The sequence below is a fragment of the Corynebacterium faecale genome (assembly GCF_030408735.1).
GTDB lineage: Bacteria > Actinomycetota > Actinomycetes > Mycobacteriales > Mycobacteriaceae > Corynebacterium > Corynebacterium faecale.
Window position 1 is genome coordinate 2,214,948 of record NZ_CP047204.1, and the last position, 16,343, is coordinate 2,231,290.

Here is a 16,343-nt window from a genome sequence, read left to right on the forward strand (position 1 = left end):
GGATGCGTGGTTTATTTCAGCGACTGCCGCTGTCCGGCAGGATCGGCGCCCTGATCGTGGCCGCGGTGGTGGTCATGGCCACGGTGTCCCTGGTGTGGACCCCCTATGATCCGGTCCAGGTGTTTCCCGCGGAACGGCTCGAGGGCAGCTCCCAGTCGCATCTCTTCGGCACCGACCGTTATGGCCGGGATGTGTTCTCCCAGATCATGGCCGGTTCCCGCATCACCTTGTTCGTGGGTCTGATTGCCGTGGCCATCGCGGGTGTGCTGGGCACCCCGCTCGGTGTGATCGCCGGTATGCGCGGCGGCTGGCTGGAGACCTTTGTCATGCGAGGAGCTGACCTCATGTTGGCGTTCCCGGCCCTGTTGCTCGCGATCGTGTCCGGAGCGGTGTTCGGTGCTTCCACTTTGAGCGCGATGGTGGCCATCGGTATCGCCGGCATCCCCGGTTTCGCCCGTGTGGCCCGCGCCGGGACGCTGCAGGTGATGAGCCGGGATTTTGTGCAGGCGGCACGCAGTTCACAGATCAGCGCCCCGGTGATCGCTCTGCGGCATGTGTTGCCCAATATCACCAGTATCCTCATTGTCCAGGCGTCGGTGGCGTTCGCACTCGCGATCCTCGCCGAAGCCGCCCTCAGCTTCCTGGGCCTGGGCACTCCCCCGCCGGACCCCAGCTGGGGCCGGATGCTGCAGACCGCCCAGGCGTCCCTGGGTGTGACCCCGATGTTGGCAGTGTGGCCCGGTGTGGCCATCGCGGTGACGGTGCTGGGGTTCAACCTGCTTGGCGACGGCCTGCGGGACGCCATCGATCCGAAACGTGAGGTGGGCCGTGCTTGAGGTGAAGGATCTCACGATCGGCGACGGTCTGGTGGATGGGATCTCCTTTGAGATCGCCCCCGGTGAACGCGTCGGTCTCATCGGCGAATCCGGTTCCGGCAAGACCCTGACCGCGCTGGCCATCATGGGGTTGACCGATCTCCCCAGAAGTGGTGTCACCCAGCTCGATGGCGTGGCATCCTGGACCAGCCGTGGGAAGAAGATCGCCATGATCTTCCAGGAACCCATGACCGCGCTCAATCCCCTGATGCGGGTGGGCAAACAGATCGGCGAGATCATGCGGATCCACGGTGTGGGCCGAAAGGAAGCCGCCACCCGCACTGCACAGATGTTGGAGGATGTGGCACTCCCCGCACGCGCCGCCCGGGCCTATCCGCATGAGTTGTCCGGTGGTCAACGCCAGCGCGCTCTGATCGCCATGGCGATGGCGAATAATCCCGATGTGCTCATCTGCGATGAACCCACCACCGCTCTTGATGTGACGGTGCAGAAACAGATCATCGAACTACTGCTGCGCTTAGCCGAGTCCCGCGGAACCTCACTGTTGTTCATCACCCATGACCTCGGATTGGTGTCCCGCACCTGCGAGAGGGTCCTGGTGATGAAGGCGGGTGAGATCGTCGAACGCGGCCCGGTGTCCACGGTGCTGCGTGAACCCACCCATGAGTACACCCGGAAACTGCTGGCGGCCTCGGTGCTGGACACCCCTGCGATCGAGGACCTCCGTGGTGCGCCGGTGGTACAGGTGAATGAGGTCAGCCGGGTGTTCCGGCGCACCACCGCCCTGGATTCGATCTCGCTGGAGGTGCGTTCCGGTGAGCGGCTGGGCATCGTCGGCGGTTCCGGATCGGGCAAGACCACGCTGTTGAAGATCCTCGCGGGTCTGGACAAACCAACCTCAGGCGCGGTGTCCGTGGATGGTGGTATCCAGATGGTGTTCCAGGATCCACAGTCCAGCCTCAACCCGCGGATGCGGATCCTCGACATCGTCGCCGAACCCCTCATCGGATGGAGTGAGGGCGCCCGGCGCGAGCGTGTCATCGAGGTCCTCGGTGAGGTGGGCCTGGGCCCCGAGGTGGTGGATCGCTATCCGCACGAGTTCTCTGGTGGTCAGCGCCAGCGGATCTGCATTGCGCGTGCGCTCGGCCCCAAGCCGGCCATTCTGCTTGCCGACGAACCCGTCTCCGCCCTCGATGTCTCCGTTCGTAAACAGGTGCTGGATCTCCTGGCGACACTGGTGGACGAGTACGGCATCACCCTCATCTTCGTCTCCCATGACCTGGCGGTGGTCCGCCATGTCTGCACCACCGTGGTGGTGATGGATCAGGGCCGGATCATCGAACGTGGCCGGGTGGATCTGGTGTATGCCGATCCGCAGCAGGACTACACCCGGGTTCTCCTGGAGGCGGTCCCACGCCTCTGAGTCGGGGAATAAAAGTTGGAGTTCTGCGCACTGTGCATCACACAAACGCCAGGTTTTACTCTCAGACGAACCTGCCGGCGGAGGACAATGCCAGCGTGGCCACTGTTTCATGGAGCGCCCCTCCACTACGGCCCCTCCCCAGTTCCGAGGAGATCAATTCGATTTCACTGACATGCCAGTCGGGCCCCTCGTACACAGAAAGCGCCCGGACCAGGTCGGGGATCACGGGATCCCAGCCGCGGATCCGCATGCGTTGCGAAGGCCTGGCCACGGTGAGGTGTGCTCGCTGACGTTTGCGCTCTTCCGGGTCGAGGAGGCAGTCAGCCATCAGGTTGCGCAGCTGACGGGTCTCCCCGCCGACACCCATCCAGAGATTGCGGTTGTTGAATGACCCCGCGCCCTTGAGGCACACGGTGAAATCTTCATTCATGCGGGCGGCCACGCTGAGGTGATCAACCAGATCCTCCACAGCACCCTCCGGTTGTTCACCGTAGAAGGCCAACGTGATGTGCCAGTTGTCCGGATCGCCCCATCGAAGATCACCACGGAGGGGGCGGAGGGCCCGAACAAGATGTTCGGTGACCTCCATGGGTGGCGTGATCGCAGCGAACAGTCTCATGCAGCCATAATAGCGCCGAATCACGACCGTGCCCGCGTAAAATACCACCCGGAAACAGGTGAAGACGCCCGAGGCATCCTCATCCGGATGCGCGGGCGCCGCAGGTTGCTGAGAATCTACCCTGACGTGATCTGGAGGAGGATGTCCGGGGAGAGCAGATGCTCTTCGGACACCTCGAAGATCTGGTTCAGGTACTCGACCTGAGCTTCGAAATCATGTGCGTTCATCATCGCTGATCATCATAGACCCCCGGGACGATTTGTACACCCACGGGATGATGGGAGGGACGGGGTGGGCGTCGCAAAGCACAGGTCAGCCGACCGCAACCTTGTCCGGCTCACGCGCCGGCTCGAGGGGGCGGTTGCGCACAATCGCGGTGTAGACCGCGCCGGTGATGTTGTGGACCACGGCGGCCACCGCACCGGGCAACGCGGCCTCAGGGCTGAAGAAGCGCCCCGCCATGCCGGATGCCAGGCCGGCGGACTGCGTGCCGATCTCAATCGCCATCGTGCGGTTGACCGCCTCATTGAAGCGGAACAGACGGCCCGTGAAGTACCCGAGGACATAACCCAGCACGTTGTGCACGATCACCGCGACAAAGACGATGAGACCGACCGTCATGAGGCGTTCTGCGTTGTTGGCCACCGCGCCGAAGACCACGCCGCCGATGCCCAGGATGGACAACCACGGCAGCACCGGCATGATGCGGTTGATCCACCGGTTGAGGAAGATTCGCAGCGTCAGACCGATGATGACGGGCAGCAGCACCGTCTGCACCAGGGACCAGGCCATGCCCGCACCGTCCACTTCTGTGGCGGTACCGGACAGCATCAGCATGAGCATGGGGGTCATGATCGGAGAGACCATCGTGGACACCGAGGTCATGGTCACCGACAGCGCCACATCCCCGCGGCACAGGAATGCGATCACGTTGGATGAGGTACCACCCGGGACGGAACCGAGCATGAGCAGACCCACCGCCAACGCCGGGTTGAGGCCCAGTGCATTGGCCACCAGGACCGCCAGTCCGGGCATGATCACGAACTGTGCCACCACGCCGATGAACACCGGCCATGGTCGGCGGAGCACCATCTGGAAATCCGGGACCGTCAACGTCAGGCCCATGGTGAACATGATGATGGTGAGGAAGAGGTTGATGTAATTGGTCAGCGGCGCAAACGTCGCCGGGAACATGAACGCCACGATGGCGCCGATGAGAATGAACGCAGGGAAGGCGATGACGATGAAAGCCGCGGAACGGTCTTCCTTCTTCTCAACCTGCGGTTCGGTGACCTGCCCGGTGGGGCTGGTGTTAGGGGATTCAGGGCCGGGAGAATCCGGGCCAGAGGGGACACGCGTCACGGGGACCACTCCAAAATCATGAGAACTTGAATGAGAAGGAACCGTGCTGTGGGGTGGGCACAGAAAATATATAGAATGTGATGCCCTGGGTACGTGGCGGATCCAACACTATCGATTCACAACGGCCTGGATCAATTCGTGTCTACCATGGGGTGCCATGACTGAACTGATTACTTCTGGCCCACTGACCTTCTCCCCCGTCGGAGCTCACCTGACCTCGGTGGATTCCCCCACCGGTGACCTTCTCTTCCTCAGTTCCAAAAGCCGGTTTGGTGAAGGAAATGCCATCCGAGGTGGCGTTCCCATCGTGGCGCCGTGGTTCGGCACGCTGCTGGGCAAAGAACCACAGCACGGTTGGGCACGCACCAGCACCTGGGAGACCATGGACGGCGACAAGATCAGTGCCGGCCTGGTCCGGGACGGCATTGAACTCACCCTCAGCGTCTGGCGCACCGATGAGGGTTTTGAGACCAACCTCGCACTGACCAACCACACCGGGGACACCGAGACCGTTCAGCTCGCCTTCCACCCCTATTTCCGCGTCGCCGACATCGACCAGACAGCCGTAACCGGCGCAGAGGGCACCGACGTGCTCGACCGCGTCACAGACGGCGTGACCACGCAGGACGGTGCGATCACCTTCGACGAGTTATTTGACCGGGTGGTGCTGGGCACCCCCGAGATGCTTATCGACGACGGCTCCCGCACCATCACAGTCATTGGCCGCGGGCATGACGCGACGGTGGTCTGGAACCCAGGCGCGGAGAAGGCTGCGACGATGGAGGATCTCGGCGATGAGGAATGGCGTGAGTTCGTCTGCATCGAACCGGCCCTGCTCGGCCCTGATCAGAAGGGCGTGGATGTGGCACCCGGTGAGCAGGTCAGCATCGGCATGGAGGTGAAGGTGGCCGCCAGGGACGAGGGCTGAGCTCCCGCCAACTGAAACTGACAAGGGTGGACGCACCTCCATTGATGTCGGAGTGCGTCCACCCTTTGATGTCTGGCCATGGGCCCCGCCGGGAAAGCTGCGGGATCACCGCAGTCCGTGGGGCCCATGGCCATGAAAGTGGCCTTCTCAGTGCCAGGCTCTACTTGATGCCGTGGAGTTACTTGATGCCGTGGAGTTCCTTGAACTCGCGGCGGCGGGCGTGGAGGATCGGCTCGGTGTAACCGGATGGGGATTCGGTGCCCTTGAAGATCAGATCCTTGGCGGCCTGGAAGGCGATGGAATCATCAAAGTTCGGTGCCATGTTGAGGTAGTTCGGATCACCGGCGTTCTGCTCATCCACCACAACAGCCATGCGCTCCAGGGACTCGAGAACCTGGTCCTCGGTGACAATTCCGTGGCGCAACCAGTTGGCCAGGACCTGGGAGGAGATGCGCAGGGTGGCACGGTCCTCCATCAGGGCGGTGTCATGGATGTCCGGAACCTTGGAGCAACCGACACCCTGCTCAACCCAGCGGACCACATATCCAAGGATGGACTGGTTGTTGTTGTCCAGTTCCTCACGCTTCTCCGCATCAGACCAGTCGGTGTTCGCGGCGAGTGGCACCTCCAGGATGCTGCTCAGCGTATCGCGGCGGCCGGCGGCGCGCAGCTCGTCCTGAACCTTGAACACGTTGACCCGGTGGTAATGGGTCGCGTGGAGGGTGGCTCCGGTAGGTGATGGAACCCAGGCGGTGTTGGCGCCTTCCTTCGGCTGGCCGATCTTCTTCTCCAGCATCTCACCCATGAGTTCGGTCATGGCCCACATGCCCTTGCCAATCTGCGCCTTGCCCGGCAGCCCACGCTGGATTCCGGTATCGACGTTGTTATCCTCGTAGGCCTGCTTCCATGAAGCGGTCTGCATATCAGCCTTGCGGACCATGGCGCCGGCTTCCATGGAGGTGTGGATCTCATCACCGGTGCGGTCGAGGAATCCGGTGTTGATGAAGGCCAGGCGGTCAGCGGCTTCCATGATGCAGGCATCCAGGTTGACGGAGGTGCGACGCTCCTCGTCCATCACGCCGACCTTGAGGGTGTGGCGTGGCAGGTCCAGAAGATCCTCAACGCGTGCAAACAGCTCATTGGTGAAGGCGACTTCCTCAGGACCGTGCTGCTTCGGCTTCACGATGTAGATGGAGCCCTTGCGGGAGTTCTTCTTCTGGTTCTGCGGGGCGATACCCGGGATGGCGCAGACAGCGGTGATGACGGCATCCATGATGCCCTCGAAGATCTCCTCGCCGTCGATGAGGATCGCCGGGTTGGTCATGAGGTGACCGACATTGCGGACGAACAACAGGGAACGACCGTGCAGGGTGATCTCCGCACCGTTGCGGCCGATGTACTTGCGGTCATCGTTGAGCTTGCGGGTGAAGGTCTTGTCCCCCTTGGCAACCTCTTCGGTCAGCTCGCCGGTGTTGAGCTCGAACCAGTTGGTGTAACCGAGGGTCTTGTCCTCGGCGTCAACGGCTGCGATGGAATCCTCGAAGTCCATGATGGTGGTGATGGCGGATTCTAAGATGATGTCCTTCAGACCGGTCTTGTCATCCTGGCCGATAGGGTGGGTGGGGTCGATCTGCAGCTCAATGTGCAGGCCATTGTTCTGCAGGAGGATGGTGGTCGGGTCCTGGAAGTGGCCGGTGAAGCCACGGTAGGCGTTCTTGTCCTTGAGACGGTAGATGCCATCGTTGATGTGGGCGGCCAGCTTGCCGTCGGTGATGTTGTACTTATCCACATCAGCGTGGCTTGCACCGTCCAGGGGAAGGACGGAATCGAGGAACTCACGGCCCCAGGTGATGACCTTCTGTCCACGGACAGGGTTGTACCCCTTGCCGCGCTCTGCGCCATCCTCGTCTGCAATGGCGTTGGTGCCGTAGAGAGCATCGTAGAGGGAACCCCAGCGGGCATTGGCTGCGTTGAGGGCGAAGCGGGCGTTGAGGATCGGGACGACCAGCTGCGGACCGGCGGTGGTAGCGATTTCCGTATCGATGTTCTGGGTGCGGATCTCTGCTTCCTCCGGCGCATCAACCAGGTATCCGATCTCACGCAGGAAGGCCTCATAGGCTTCTGGATCCTGCTGGCCGGGGTTGTCGCGGTAGTACTCATTGAGCTGGCCCTGCAGTTCATCACGGCGGGCGAGCAGTTCACGGTTCCGTGGGGTGAGGTCACGGGCGATGTCACCGAAGCCATTCCAGAACCGTCCTGCGTCCACGCCCACGCGGGGCAGGACGGATTCGTTCAGAAAATCGCGGAGTACTTTCGCGACCTGCATTCCACCGACGGTAACGCGCTCGGTCTGGTCAGCGGTCTGAATCTGCTGATCGTTCATGGAAGGCTCCTTTAAAGCAAGAGGTCTGGTGGTGTGTGGGCATCAACAGTGATGTCCTCGCTTTGCCCCTTCGGGTACGTGCGATGTGACCAGACTAAGTGATTGCCATCACTTGACCAATAGGTTTGCGAACTTTACCCAGTCACTACCCCCGTGAAAGCTTGGTCACACCAGTGACTTTGCCACACCTTCGCAGAACAGGCCGGTGAGCGGGCAATTCTCGAATCGTGACCGTTTGCCCAGTACAGACGTACTGGTGACGAAGGTCACGAACAAAGTGTGGCGGATGTTTCTTAACAAGATTCGCAACAGGGGTAGCCACCCCCGCACAAAACTTAAAAACTCAAATGCGTTGACGACCCCATGCCCGATGCAGCATTGTGTGAAGCATGCCACCGCAACAGAGGTTGTGAATCACTCCACCAGCTACCCGGAGTTGCACATCACACCACTGGCGAACGGCACTCAGACCGAATGCGCCTCAGCATTACCAAGAAGGAAGTGACTTCAGATGTCAAACGTTGGAACGCCACGCACCGCACAGGAAATTCAGCAGGATTGGGACACCAACCCACGCTGGAACGGCATCACCCGCGACTACACCGCAGAGCAGGTTGCAGAGCTTCAGGGTTCTGTCGTTGAGGAGCAGACCCTCGCACGCCGCGGCGCTGAGATCCTCTGGGATGCAGTTTCCGCAGAAGGCGATGGCTACATCAACGCTCTGGGCGCCCTCACCGGTAACCAGGCAGTTCAGCAGGTCCGCGCCGGCCTCAAGGCTGTCTACCTCTCCGGCTGGCAGGTTGCAGGTGACGCCAACCTCTCCGGCCACACCTACCCTGACCAGTCCCTCTACCCTGCGAACTCCGTTCCAAGCGTTGTCCGCCGCATCAACAACGCACTGCTGCGCGCTGACGAAATCGCCCGCACCGAGGGTGACGATTCCGTCGACAACTGGGTTGTCCCAATCGTCGCCGACGGCGAAGCCGGCTTCGGTGGCGCACTGAACGTCTACGAACTGCAGAAGGCCATGATCGGTGCAGGTGCCGCTGGCACCCACTGGGAAGATCAGCTGGCTTCCGAGAAGAAGTGTGGCCACCTCGGCGGCAAGGTCCTCATCCCGACCCAGCAGCACATCCGCACCCTGAACGCTGCTCGCCTGGCTTCTGACGTTGCCAACGTTCCTTCCGTTGTCATCGCACGTACCGACGCAGAGGCAGCAACCCTGATCACCTCTGACGTTGATGAGCGCGACCAGCCATTCATCACCGGTGAGCGCACCGCCGAGGGTTACTACCACGTCAAGAACGGCATTGAGCCCTGCATCGCCCGTGCAAAGTCCTACGCTCCTTACGCTGACATGATCTGGATGGAGACCGGTACTCCTGACCTGGCTCTGGCCAAGCAGTTCGCCGAGGCTGTCCACGAAGAATTCCCGGACCAGCTGCTCTCCTACAACTGCTCCCCATCCTTCAACTGGTCCGCACACCTTGACGCAGATGAGATCGCCAAGTTCCAGAAGGAGCTGGGAGCCATGGGCTTCAAGTTCCAGTTCATCACCCTGGCTGGCTTCCACTCCCTCAACTACGGCATGTTCGACCTTGCCTACGGCTACGCACGCGAGGGCATGACCTCCTTCGTCGACCTGCAGAACCGTGAGTTCAAGGCTGCCGAAGAGCGCGGCTTCACCGCAGTCAAGCACCAGCGTGAGGTTGGTGCCGGCTACTTCGACACCATCGCCACCACCGTGGATCCAAACTCCTCCACCACCTCCCTCAAGGGCTCCACCGAGGAGTCCCAGTTCGAGGCTGCTCACTAAGAACAACCCCCGGCCCACTGGGTACTCAATCCGTAGGGCCAACTCTTTCCACAGAACACCCCCGCCAGCACACCGCTGGCGGGGGTGTTCCGCGTGCGTGATGCTTCTTCACGACCCCTCCCCCAAGCCTTCCCCGTCACCCCGGCACATCACCGATTGTTTGATCACACCAAGAGCTCTCCAGGCCTCATAACCGCACATCCGGGCCTAGACTGGACATACTCTTCCCTATTCCTACCGAGCATGATCACGCCTTGAACCAAGGTGACGAAAGAAGTTCCTTGACCCAGCATCATGATGAGAGACCCCCACAGCGCCAAAACCCCTTGAAGCTCTTCACCGCCTTCCATACGCCGGGCCCCCGGTGGCCCGGCGCCCTCCGGGCTGCCCTGGCGCTACTCATTCCCGGCGCAGTTGCGTTATTGCTCGGTTTTGACACGGAGATGCTGCTCATCGCCGCCGGCGGGTTCACCGTGATCTACGGTGAGGGACACCCCTACCGCAAACGGCTGTCAGTGATGCTGACCGCCGGCGTCCTCCTGGCATCAGGCGCCATGACCGGAGCTTTTGTGGGTGAACTGGTCTGGGGACAGATCAATGCCGGCGGTTCCCTCTGGTGGATGCTTCTCATCGTCTTCTTCGTCACGGCACTGGCCACGACGGGCACCTGGATCCAGAATGCCCTCCGGCTTCCTCCGCCGGGGAGCTTCTTCATCGTCATGGTGGCCGGTGGATCCACCATGGTGGCCCGACTCGGACTCAATCCCGTGGAAGTGGGGCTCTGGGCACTGATCGGCGTGGCCACCGGATTAATCCTGGGCATGCTTCCCGCGCTGATCTCACCACACGGCCCCGAAGAGAAGTCCGTGGACGTGCTGGAAAAGGCGCTCAAGGATTTCCAGAAGGCACCACAACCTGCCGTGGCCAAGAACCACCAGGCAGAGACAGCCCTGTCCAATGCCTGGTTCGCGTTATCGGATGCGGGCATTCTCTCCGGGGGTCAGGTGCGAAAAAGTGCCCAGTCGGACCTGGTGGCCCGGGTCCAGCGCGCACACACCAAACTCGCGATCCTGAATACCCGGGTGCATGGCCAACCGATCGGCGAAGCCTCGGACAGCCACAACTATGTTGACCTCACCCGAACAGCCATCCCGCATGCCCGACCCTCGATCACCTACCGCTTCTACCGCAGCGCCTCCCTGGACAGCCATGCCACCATCACAGCCGGCAAGGTGATGGTCTCTGCGCTGCTCATGGGTGTCGCAGGCCTGGCCCTGGGACTGGGGCGGCCCGACTGGGCCATCGTCTCCGGGCTGCTCGTGCTGCAATGGGGACCTGACCGGATCCCCGGCACGATCCGTGGCCTGCACCGCATGGTGGGCTCAATCGTGGGCGTTGGCCTCTACGCACTGTTGCACCTGGCCGGCGTGGAGGGCTGGTCCCTGCTCATCGCCCTGGCCATCTGCCAATTCTTCGCCGAAGTGTTTGTGGTGCGCAATTATGCGATCTGCGTCATCTTCACCACTCCCCTGGCGCTGCTCATGGGCAATGCTGTTACAGAGCCGCTCGGGGAGATCGTGGTATCGCGTTCCGTGGAGGTGCTGTTATCCATCATCTTCGCCCTGCTGCTGCTCTGGTTCTTCGTTCCCAAGGCGGAATCCCGGCATCATGCCCGTCTGGTGCGTCGCGCACAGGACGCCATGGCGGCACTACTGGGCCGCGTCCTGGTGACCAAACCTTCGGAGGCACTGGCGGAACGACGTGACCTTCAGTTTGAGCTGCTCAGTGAACGCCGGGGCGCACAATCCCGTGCCGTGAACTCACCCGGAGACTCTGATGCCTACTGGGTGGATCACCTTCGCATCCAACGCGCGGGCTACACCCTTCTTGATTACTGCACCACCAACGCCAACCGCAGGATCCCCCTCGATGAAATCGGTGAATTGGCCACGATGGTCAAAGACATCACCTTTAATCTGGATACCGCGACAATGAACCCCACAGTGTCTCGCGGAGGATCTCCAGCGGCACAGGTTTCAGATCCCACGCCTCAACCCCCACGTCAACCTGGCCCCGGCCCGTCACCGGGAACGTCGAGTGGAGATGCCCGTGAATCAGGTAAGGAACAGTGAGGCGGAGATCGTCATAGCGTGAGGGCATACCCACATGGTCCTGACCCGGTCGTGGGAAATGGCAGAGATAGACATCCTCGCCATCCCATCTCATCTTTTGATACGCCTGGACCGAATCGAAGACCTCCAGGAATCTACGCTGGCGCCTGAACGCAGACTTAAACAGTGGATGACAGGAATCGTGATTTCCCGGCACCAGGTGCTTCTCGACTCCCGGGAGCCTGTCATCGATCAGCGTCAACGCACGCTCCTCCGCCTCGGACCGGCCACTCGAGAGATCCCCGAGTACCCAGAGGACATCCCCCGGGCGCACCGCCTCAGCGAGGTTGGCCAGGATCGTCTCATCATGCTCACCGGTGGTGGAAAAACCCCGCAGGTCAGACAGGAATTTGTGCCCCAGGTGGAGATCGGAGATAAACCACGTCGTTGTCATGGCGCCAGTCTAGTGAACTCCCGAAAAACCCAAGGGCGGAGACAACCTCCGGTATCCACGGGCTCCCCGCAGATCCTCCATGAGGGCCTCAAGCAGCCTCTGTCCGTGCATAACGTCACAAGATTTTAGAGAAAGCGGCCCATATTCTCGGAAATCTTGTGACGTTATGTACGGCCCCTCCGCTCACGCCCGCAAGAACCCACTTTTTCCCCCTCAAACCCAAGGGCGGGTACACCGTGTGTGGTGTACCCGCCCGACGTACTGGGAGCTGGCCAGTTTTTAGGCGGCCATTGGGCCGTGATCGAGGGAGCTGAAATCCAGGGACTGCAGGGCTGCAGCAGCTTCCTTCTCGATGAAAATCTTGCTGAACATCGTGACCTTTGCGTCACGGCGGGAGGCGATGGAGTCCAAGACTTCATCAACGGTCCGAGGCTCGACGAGGCCGGCGAAGCGTGCATGAAGGTCCTCGCGGACGCTCCACAGGTGATCTGCCTTGACCGAGCGGAGTGCGGCGTTCTTGATAGCCATTGTCGTTTCCTTTCTTTTCCCGAGGGAGTTTACTTTCCAACCCCCGGTTGTTTACCTAGCGTTAACCTTAGTTCATCTAAGAGCAATCTACAATAACCAGAAGTGCCTTGGTAGTGGGTTGAAGCCAATTGTTTTGCCCAGCACCCCCACCCGCACCCATGGATGGGATAAATATTCAGCCACGATAATCCATAAAACCCCAGGTCACAGCACCCCCGCCGTGCCGAATTGCCATGTCCATCACGAAAACAAAGTAAGGTGATGACCATCACCCCCAGTGGTGAATAATACCGCTTAAGCTGTGCTTTTCCATCAGGTTTTCAGTTCAGTACCTATGCTGGGGACAGCTACATATAGAAGTCATTGAATGGATAGGAGATGGCATGCACGACTTCGAAACCACCATCGACCGCATCCGGAGGGAGCAGGACCCCTCCTCGCGGGGACGCGTGGAACAGTTCATCGTGGAAGTTGTCCGCAGCCTGCCCAACCTCACCACCAAGCAGGCCGCTTCCCTATCAATCCAGTTGCTTGAGGCACTCCAATTCGCTGATTCCTCGGGAAACACGTCGACAAGCTCACCGATCATGCAGGCACGCGGTTTCAACGCGCTCGCCGAGATGACCGCGGACCTGGAAGTCCGCAGCGATGCCGAATGGCACTCCTTCGGGTTCCACCCCGTCGAGACTGCGCATCCCCTCATGGTGGCGATCCCCCAGATTGAGATCTTCTACCTGCGTTCCGATGTCGCATCGGAGGATCCGGAGGCTGCAGTGCCGGACTTCCAGGAGAATCAGGCCATGTGGCGCAACCGCCTCGGGACAGCCACGGAGGAGCACCTTATATACAAGGAGTTCACGGGCCCCGGTGATGCTGAACGCGCCGTCCGGATGCTGGGCAACCTGTGGAAGATCGGCGTGGTGGTCACACGGAACACCAAGAGCAAACTGGGATTCTGCGATGTGATCAACACACCGGAGGGCGGGGAAAAACCCTTCCCACTCATGGATGAGCAGAACTGCTGGTATCACATTCAGATTTCTGAGTCGCTGGGTGAGAATCAGGTCCCGGAGATCATCAGGTGCGTGGCGGAGATCTTCACCGGTTATCACCCACAGTTCTGGGAGGCTGACTCCGTTCCATCAGGAAAACTACGGATCCAGGAGTCAGAGGCGGCCACCTATATCGCCTTGTCGCGCCTGGGACTTCCCGACCGAACCGGCAACACCGCCTGGTCCAACAGTTATATCTCCACACACCCACTCTCCCCGGCCTTCCGATGGGATGTGGTGCTGGAAGCTTCACACCAGCTGGAGAACCTGCTCAGAGGGGATACCGTGGCGGTCACTGCCGCACCCGAAGAGAAGCCCGGTGAATAGTTGATGCATTAACCAACTATTCATCCAGTGGTAAGACGTCGCTCATTACTGACACCTACGGTTCTTGTGTCCCAAGAACATCAGAGTTCCCGCCTCCCGGTTTATCCCATACCGTGGCGGGAGCAGTGATACTGAAAGTAGTTGAAGTGAATAAGCGTCTCCTCCTCGCCGGGCCCCTCGCCCTGGCCATCGCCATGTCCCCACTGCAGACCATGACTGCGACGGCACAAACGGAACAGTCCGTGGTGATCAATGAAGTGGAATCCAACGGTGACCCGGTTGGTGACTGGATCGAGTTGCACAACACGGATATCGTCAACTCCTTTGATATCTCCGGCTGGTCCTTCGTGGACAATGACCCGACCCACACCCCGTATTACTTCCCCGAGGGCACCATCGTGGAGTCCGGTGGTTATATCTCCTTCTACACCGAGTCCACCGGTGGCTTCGGCCTCGGCGGCAACGATTCCGTCACCTTGTTTGACGGTGAGGGCCGCATCGTGGACTTTGTTGACTGGAACGGCCACGCAGAGACCACCCTGGGGCGCTTCCCAGGTGAGGATCCCGAATGGGCCGTCACCGGCGAAGGCAGCAGGAACGGCATCAATGTTCCTGCTGGGGAGCGCGAGGAGATTGCCAACGCCACCCTTCCTTATCACGACATCGCCATCACCGACCTCAACCTGGGCGGGGACTTCGCCATCGAGGACATGTCCGGTGCCGATTTCGATGCCAGCGGTCGCGCCTGGGTTGTGAACAATGACGCCGGTGACATCTATCTGCTCGACCATGATGTGGACACCGACACCTACACCCCGGCGGGCCACTGGCAGGTCACCTACCCAGGTGGCACCGGCACCCCGGACGGCGAGGGCATCGCTGTCACCAGTGACGGTTCCATCTACCTGGCCACCGAGCGCAACAACGATGATAAGAGCACCTCACGCCCATCCGTCCTGCGTTTCGACGCCCCGACCGGCACCTCCGGTCAGCTCACCGCAACCCAGGAATGGGATCTCTCCGGGTTCACCGGCGTGATCGGTGCCAACTCCGGCCTGGAGACCATCACCCAGCTCGAGGGCGATATCTTCGCCGTGGGTGTTGAAGGCACCGGTGAGGTCATCGTGGTTGACCTCTCAGAGCAGGAACCTGCACACATCCAGACGTTCCAGTCCGAGTTCCAGGGCGTCATGGCGATGGATTACAACGCTTCCACCCGCACCCTGCATGTGCTCTGCGATGAAGTCTGCGAAGGCGCATCCCAGTTCCTGACCTGGGATGGTACCGCACTCACGGAAGCTGATGACCGTATCTACGCCCGCCCGGCCAACCTCGGCAACTTCGCCAACGAGGGTTACGCGTCCCACACCGCACAAGGCGCGTGCATCGACGGTACCCAGACCACGTACACCAACCACCTGTGGGCCGATGACTCCGTCTACGGTGGCATCAGCCTCCGCTCCGCACAGGAGATCGTGACTACCGATTCCTGTGGCGATGTGCCAGCTGACGATGACCGCAATCAGACCTCCGGTTCCACCACCGGCTTTGCGGCCGGCAGCGCCGTGGGTGCCCTGTCCGCCGGCATCCTCGGTGTCTTCGGCATCATGGGTGCCCTGGGTGGCATCCTCCAGCAGGTTCTGGCGGCGTTCCCCGCCTTGAAGCAGTTCATCCGCTTCTAACCTGACGCTGCGGCACCAACATTAAAACCGGTATCTCCGTGAGATACCGGTTTTTGCTTGTCGACGAAAAGCTCATCCAACCCGCTGGTGCTATCTTCTGAGAATCCACCTAGATACTGAGAGACTCTTATACTCACTCAGGAATGAACGTCAGTGCAGGTTGGCTTTGAGCCAGTTTCTTACCAGCCTGGGTGGCCCTTGCTGTTGGTGGCATTAGCAGGCTCCCACAGTCCACGGAACACGAAGACCTGCTGACCGTTGGGGCGCACCGCCAGTCCGACTGCACCGTGGCTGATCTGTGATTCCAGGAGGATCCGGTTGTGTGGAGGGGAGTTCTTCCAGGACTGCATGGCCTGCTCCGCAGAGTTGGCATAAGCGACTGCCTCCCAGAAGTTTCCACCCTCCGGGTGATGTGGCCCCATGCCACTGTCTGCGAGGTACTGGGCCCACTGACCTGCACCGTTAGCGAATCCACCATCAAGAGCAACCGGGCGGAGACCGTTCTCAGCGCGGTAGGCGTTGATCAGGTCGAGCACATAGCGGGCATCTGCTGACACCTGGGTGGTGCCGGCATACGGGGCGGCGTCCTGCATGACCGTGGTGCCGAAACCGGAGGAGCTGAATGCCTGGGCCGGTGCTGCCACGACACCCTGGATGGCGGTGGCGGCGATGATGGTGGTCGCTGCGAGAGCTCCGAGCTTCTTGGTGGTGAACTGGAACATGATTCTCCTTTGGAATCCTCAGGGATACTTTCTTGGTCTGACCTAAGCTTAGACTGAGAGAATCATTAGTACTACTATGTATTTTTAAATAAGAATGTTG

General features: G+C 60.8%; 12 protein-coding genes and 1 pseudogene. 7 read left to right on the top strand and 6 right to left on the bottom strand.

Annotation, left to right across the window (positions count from 1 at the left end; translation table 11 throughout):
- The first annotated feature begins 2 nt into the window (after nucleotides 1-2).
- A complete protein-coding gene (locus CFAEC_RS10070; protein ID WP_290276516.1) occupies nucleotides 3-836 on the top strand; it encodes an ABC transporter permease in 834 nt (277 codons plus the stop codon).
- A complete protein-coding gene (locus tag CFAEC_RS10075; protein WP_290276518.1) occupies nucleotides 829-2,259 on the top strand; it encodes a dipeptide ABC transporter ATP-binding protein in 1,431 nt (476 codons plus the stop codon). Before CFAEC_RS10070 ends, CFAEC_RS10075 begins: the two co-directional genes overlap by 8 nt.
- Before the next feature lie 61 nt (nucleotides 2,260-2,320).
- Here the strand turns inward: CFAEC_RS10075 and thpR are convergent, their stop codons facing one another.
- Nucleotides 2,321-2,878, bottom strand: a complete 558-nt coding sequence (gene thpR / locus CFAEC_RS10080; RefSeq protein WP_290276520.1) for an RNA 2',3'-cyclic phosphodiesterase — start codon at nucleotides 2,876-2,878, stop codon at nucleotides 2,321-2,323.
- 312 nt (nucleotides 2,879-3,190) lie between these two features.
- Nucleotides 3,191-4,123 carry a bile acid:sodium symporter family protein gene (locus CFAEC_RS10085; protein ID WP_290279871.1) on the bottom strand — a complete coding sequence of 311 codons (933 nt, stop codon included), beginning with the start codon at nucleotides 4,121-4,123 and terminating at the stop codon, nucleotides 3,191-3,193.
- 274 nt (nucleotides 4,124-4,397) lie between these two features.
- Between CFAEC_RS10085 and CFAEC_RS10090 the strand changes: the two genes are divergently transcribed.
- Complete coding sequence (locus CFAEC_RS10090) at nucleotides 4,398-5,168, top strand: aldose epimerase family protein (RefSeq protein ID WP_290276522.1); 771 nt, start codon at nucleotides 4,398-4,400, stop codon at nucleotides 5,166-5,168.
- 178 nt (nucleotides 5,169-5,346) lie between these two features.
- Here CFAEC_RS10090 and glcB read toward each other — a convergent pair whose 3' ends face one another.
- Nucleotides 5,347-7,551, bottom strand: a complete 2,205-nt coding sequence (glcB, locus tag CFAEC_RS10095) for a malate synthase G (RefSeq protein ID WP_290276524.1) — start codon at nucleotides 7,549-7,551, stop codon at nucleotides 5,347-5,349.
- A 511-nt stretch (nucleotides 7,552-8,062) separates the two neighbouring features.
- On the opposite strand from glcB, the gene aceA reads away from it, so the two are divergent.
- Nucleotides 8,063-9,367, top strand: coding sequence for an isocitrate lyase (gene aceA, locus CFAEC_RS10100; RefSeq protein WP_290276525.1), 1,305 nt, complete (start codon nucleotides 8,063-8,065; stop codon nucleotides 9,365-9,367).
- A 1,253-nt stretch (nucleotides 9,368-10,620) separates the two neighbouring features.
- A pseudogene (locus CFAEC_RS10105) lies at nucleotides 10,621-10,983 on the top strand (FUSC family protein); the annotation flags it as partial.
- Between the two features lie 355 nt (nucleotides 10,984-11,338).
- Here the strand turns inward: CFAEC_RS10105 and CFAEC_RS10110 are convergent.
- On the bottom strand, nucleotides 11,339-11,932 hold the full coding sequence (locus tag CFAEC_RS10110) for a metallophosphoesterase (protein ID WP_290276527.1): 594 nt from the start codon (nucleotides 11,930-11,932) through the stop codon (nucleotides 11,339-11,341).
- Nucleotides 11,933-12,211: 279 nt separating this feature from the next.
- On the bottom strand, nucleotides 12,212-12,460 hold the full coding sequence (locus CFAEC_RS10115; protein WP_290276529.1) for a three-helix bundle dimerization domain-containing protein: 249 nt from the start codon (nucleotides 12,458-12,460) through the stop codon (nucleotides 12,212-12,214).
- Nucleotides 12,461-12,843: 383 nt separating this feature from the next.
- Here CFAEC_RS10115 and CFAEC_RS10120 point away from each other — a divergent pair, with 383 nt between their 5' ends.
- Complete coding sequence (locus tag CFAEC_RS10120) at nucleotides 12,844-13,839, top strand: hypothetical protein (protein WP_290276531.1); 996 nt, start codon at nucleotides 12,844-12,846, stop codon at nucleotides 13,837-13,839.
- A 146-nt stretch (nucleotides 13,840-13,985) separates the two neighbouring features.
- Complete coding sequence (locus tag CFAEC_RS10125; protein ID WP_353960108.1) at nucleotides 13,986-15,521, top strand: lamin tail domain-containing protein; 1,536 nt, start codon at nucleotides 13,986-13,988, stop codon at nucleotides 15,519-15,521.
- 179 nt (nucleotides 15,522-15,700) lie between these two features.
- Here the strand turns inward: CFAEC_RS10125 and CFAEC_RS10130 are convergent, their stop codons facing one another.
- Nucleotides 15,701-16,243, bottom strand: a complete 543-nt coding sequence (locus tag CFAEC_RS10130) for a CAP domain-containing protein (RefSeq protein ID WP_290276532.1) — start codon at nucleotides 16,241-16,243, stop codon at nucleotides 15,701-15,703.
- Nucleotides 16,244-16,343 lie beyond the last annotated feature (100 nt).

Bases quoted from the DNA above. Each gene is read 5' to 3' on its own strand.
- CFAEC_RS10070 (WP_290276516.1), top strand. From the start codon at position 3: ATGCGTGGTTTATTTCAGCGACTGCCGCTGTCCGGCAGGATCGGCGCC.
- thpR (WP_290276520.1), bottom strand. From the start codon at position 2,878: ATGAGACTGTTCGCTGCGATCACGCCACCCATGGAGGTCACCGAACAT.
- CFAEC_RS10090 (WP_290276522.1), top strand. From the start codon at position 4,398: ATGACTGAACTGATTACTTCTGGCCCACTGACCTTCTCCCCCGTCGGA.
- glcB (WP_290276524.1), bottom strand. From the start codon at position 7,551: ATGAACGATCAGCAGATTCAGACCGCTGACCAGACCGAGCGCGTTACC.
- aceA (WP_290276525.1), top strand. From the start codon at position 8,063: ATGTCAAACGTTGGAACGCCACGCACCGCACAGGAAATTCAGCAGGAT.
- CFAEC_RS10110 (WP_290276527.1), bottom strand. From the start codon at position 11,932: ATGACAACGACGTGGTTTATCTCCGATCTCCACCTGGGGCACAAATTC.
- CFAEC_RS10115 (WP_290276529.1), bottom strand. From the start codon at position 12,460: ATGGCTATCAAGAACGCCGCACTCCGCTCGGTCAAGGCAGATCACCTG.
- CFAEC_RS10120 (WP_290276531.1), top strand. From the start codon at position 12,844: ATGCACGACTTCGAAACCACCATCGACCGCATCCGGAGGGAGCAGGAC.
- CFAEC_RS10130 (WP_290276532.1), bottom strand. From the start codon at position 16,243: ATGTTCCAGTTCACCACCAAGAAGCTCGGAGCTCTCGCAGCGACCACC.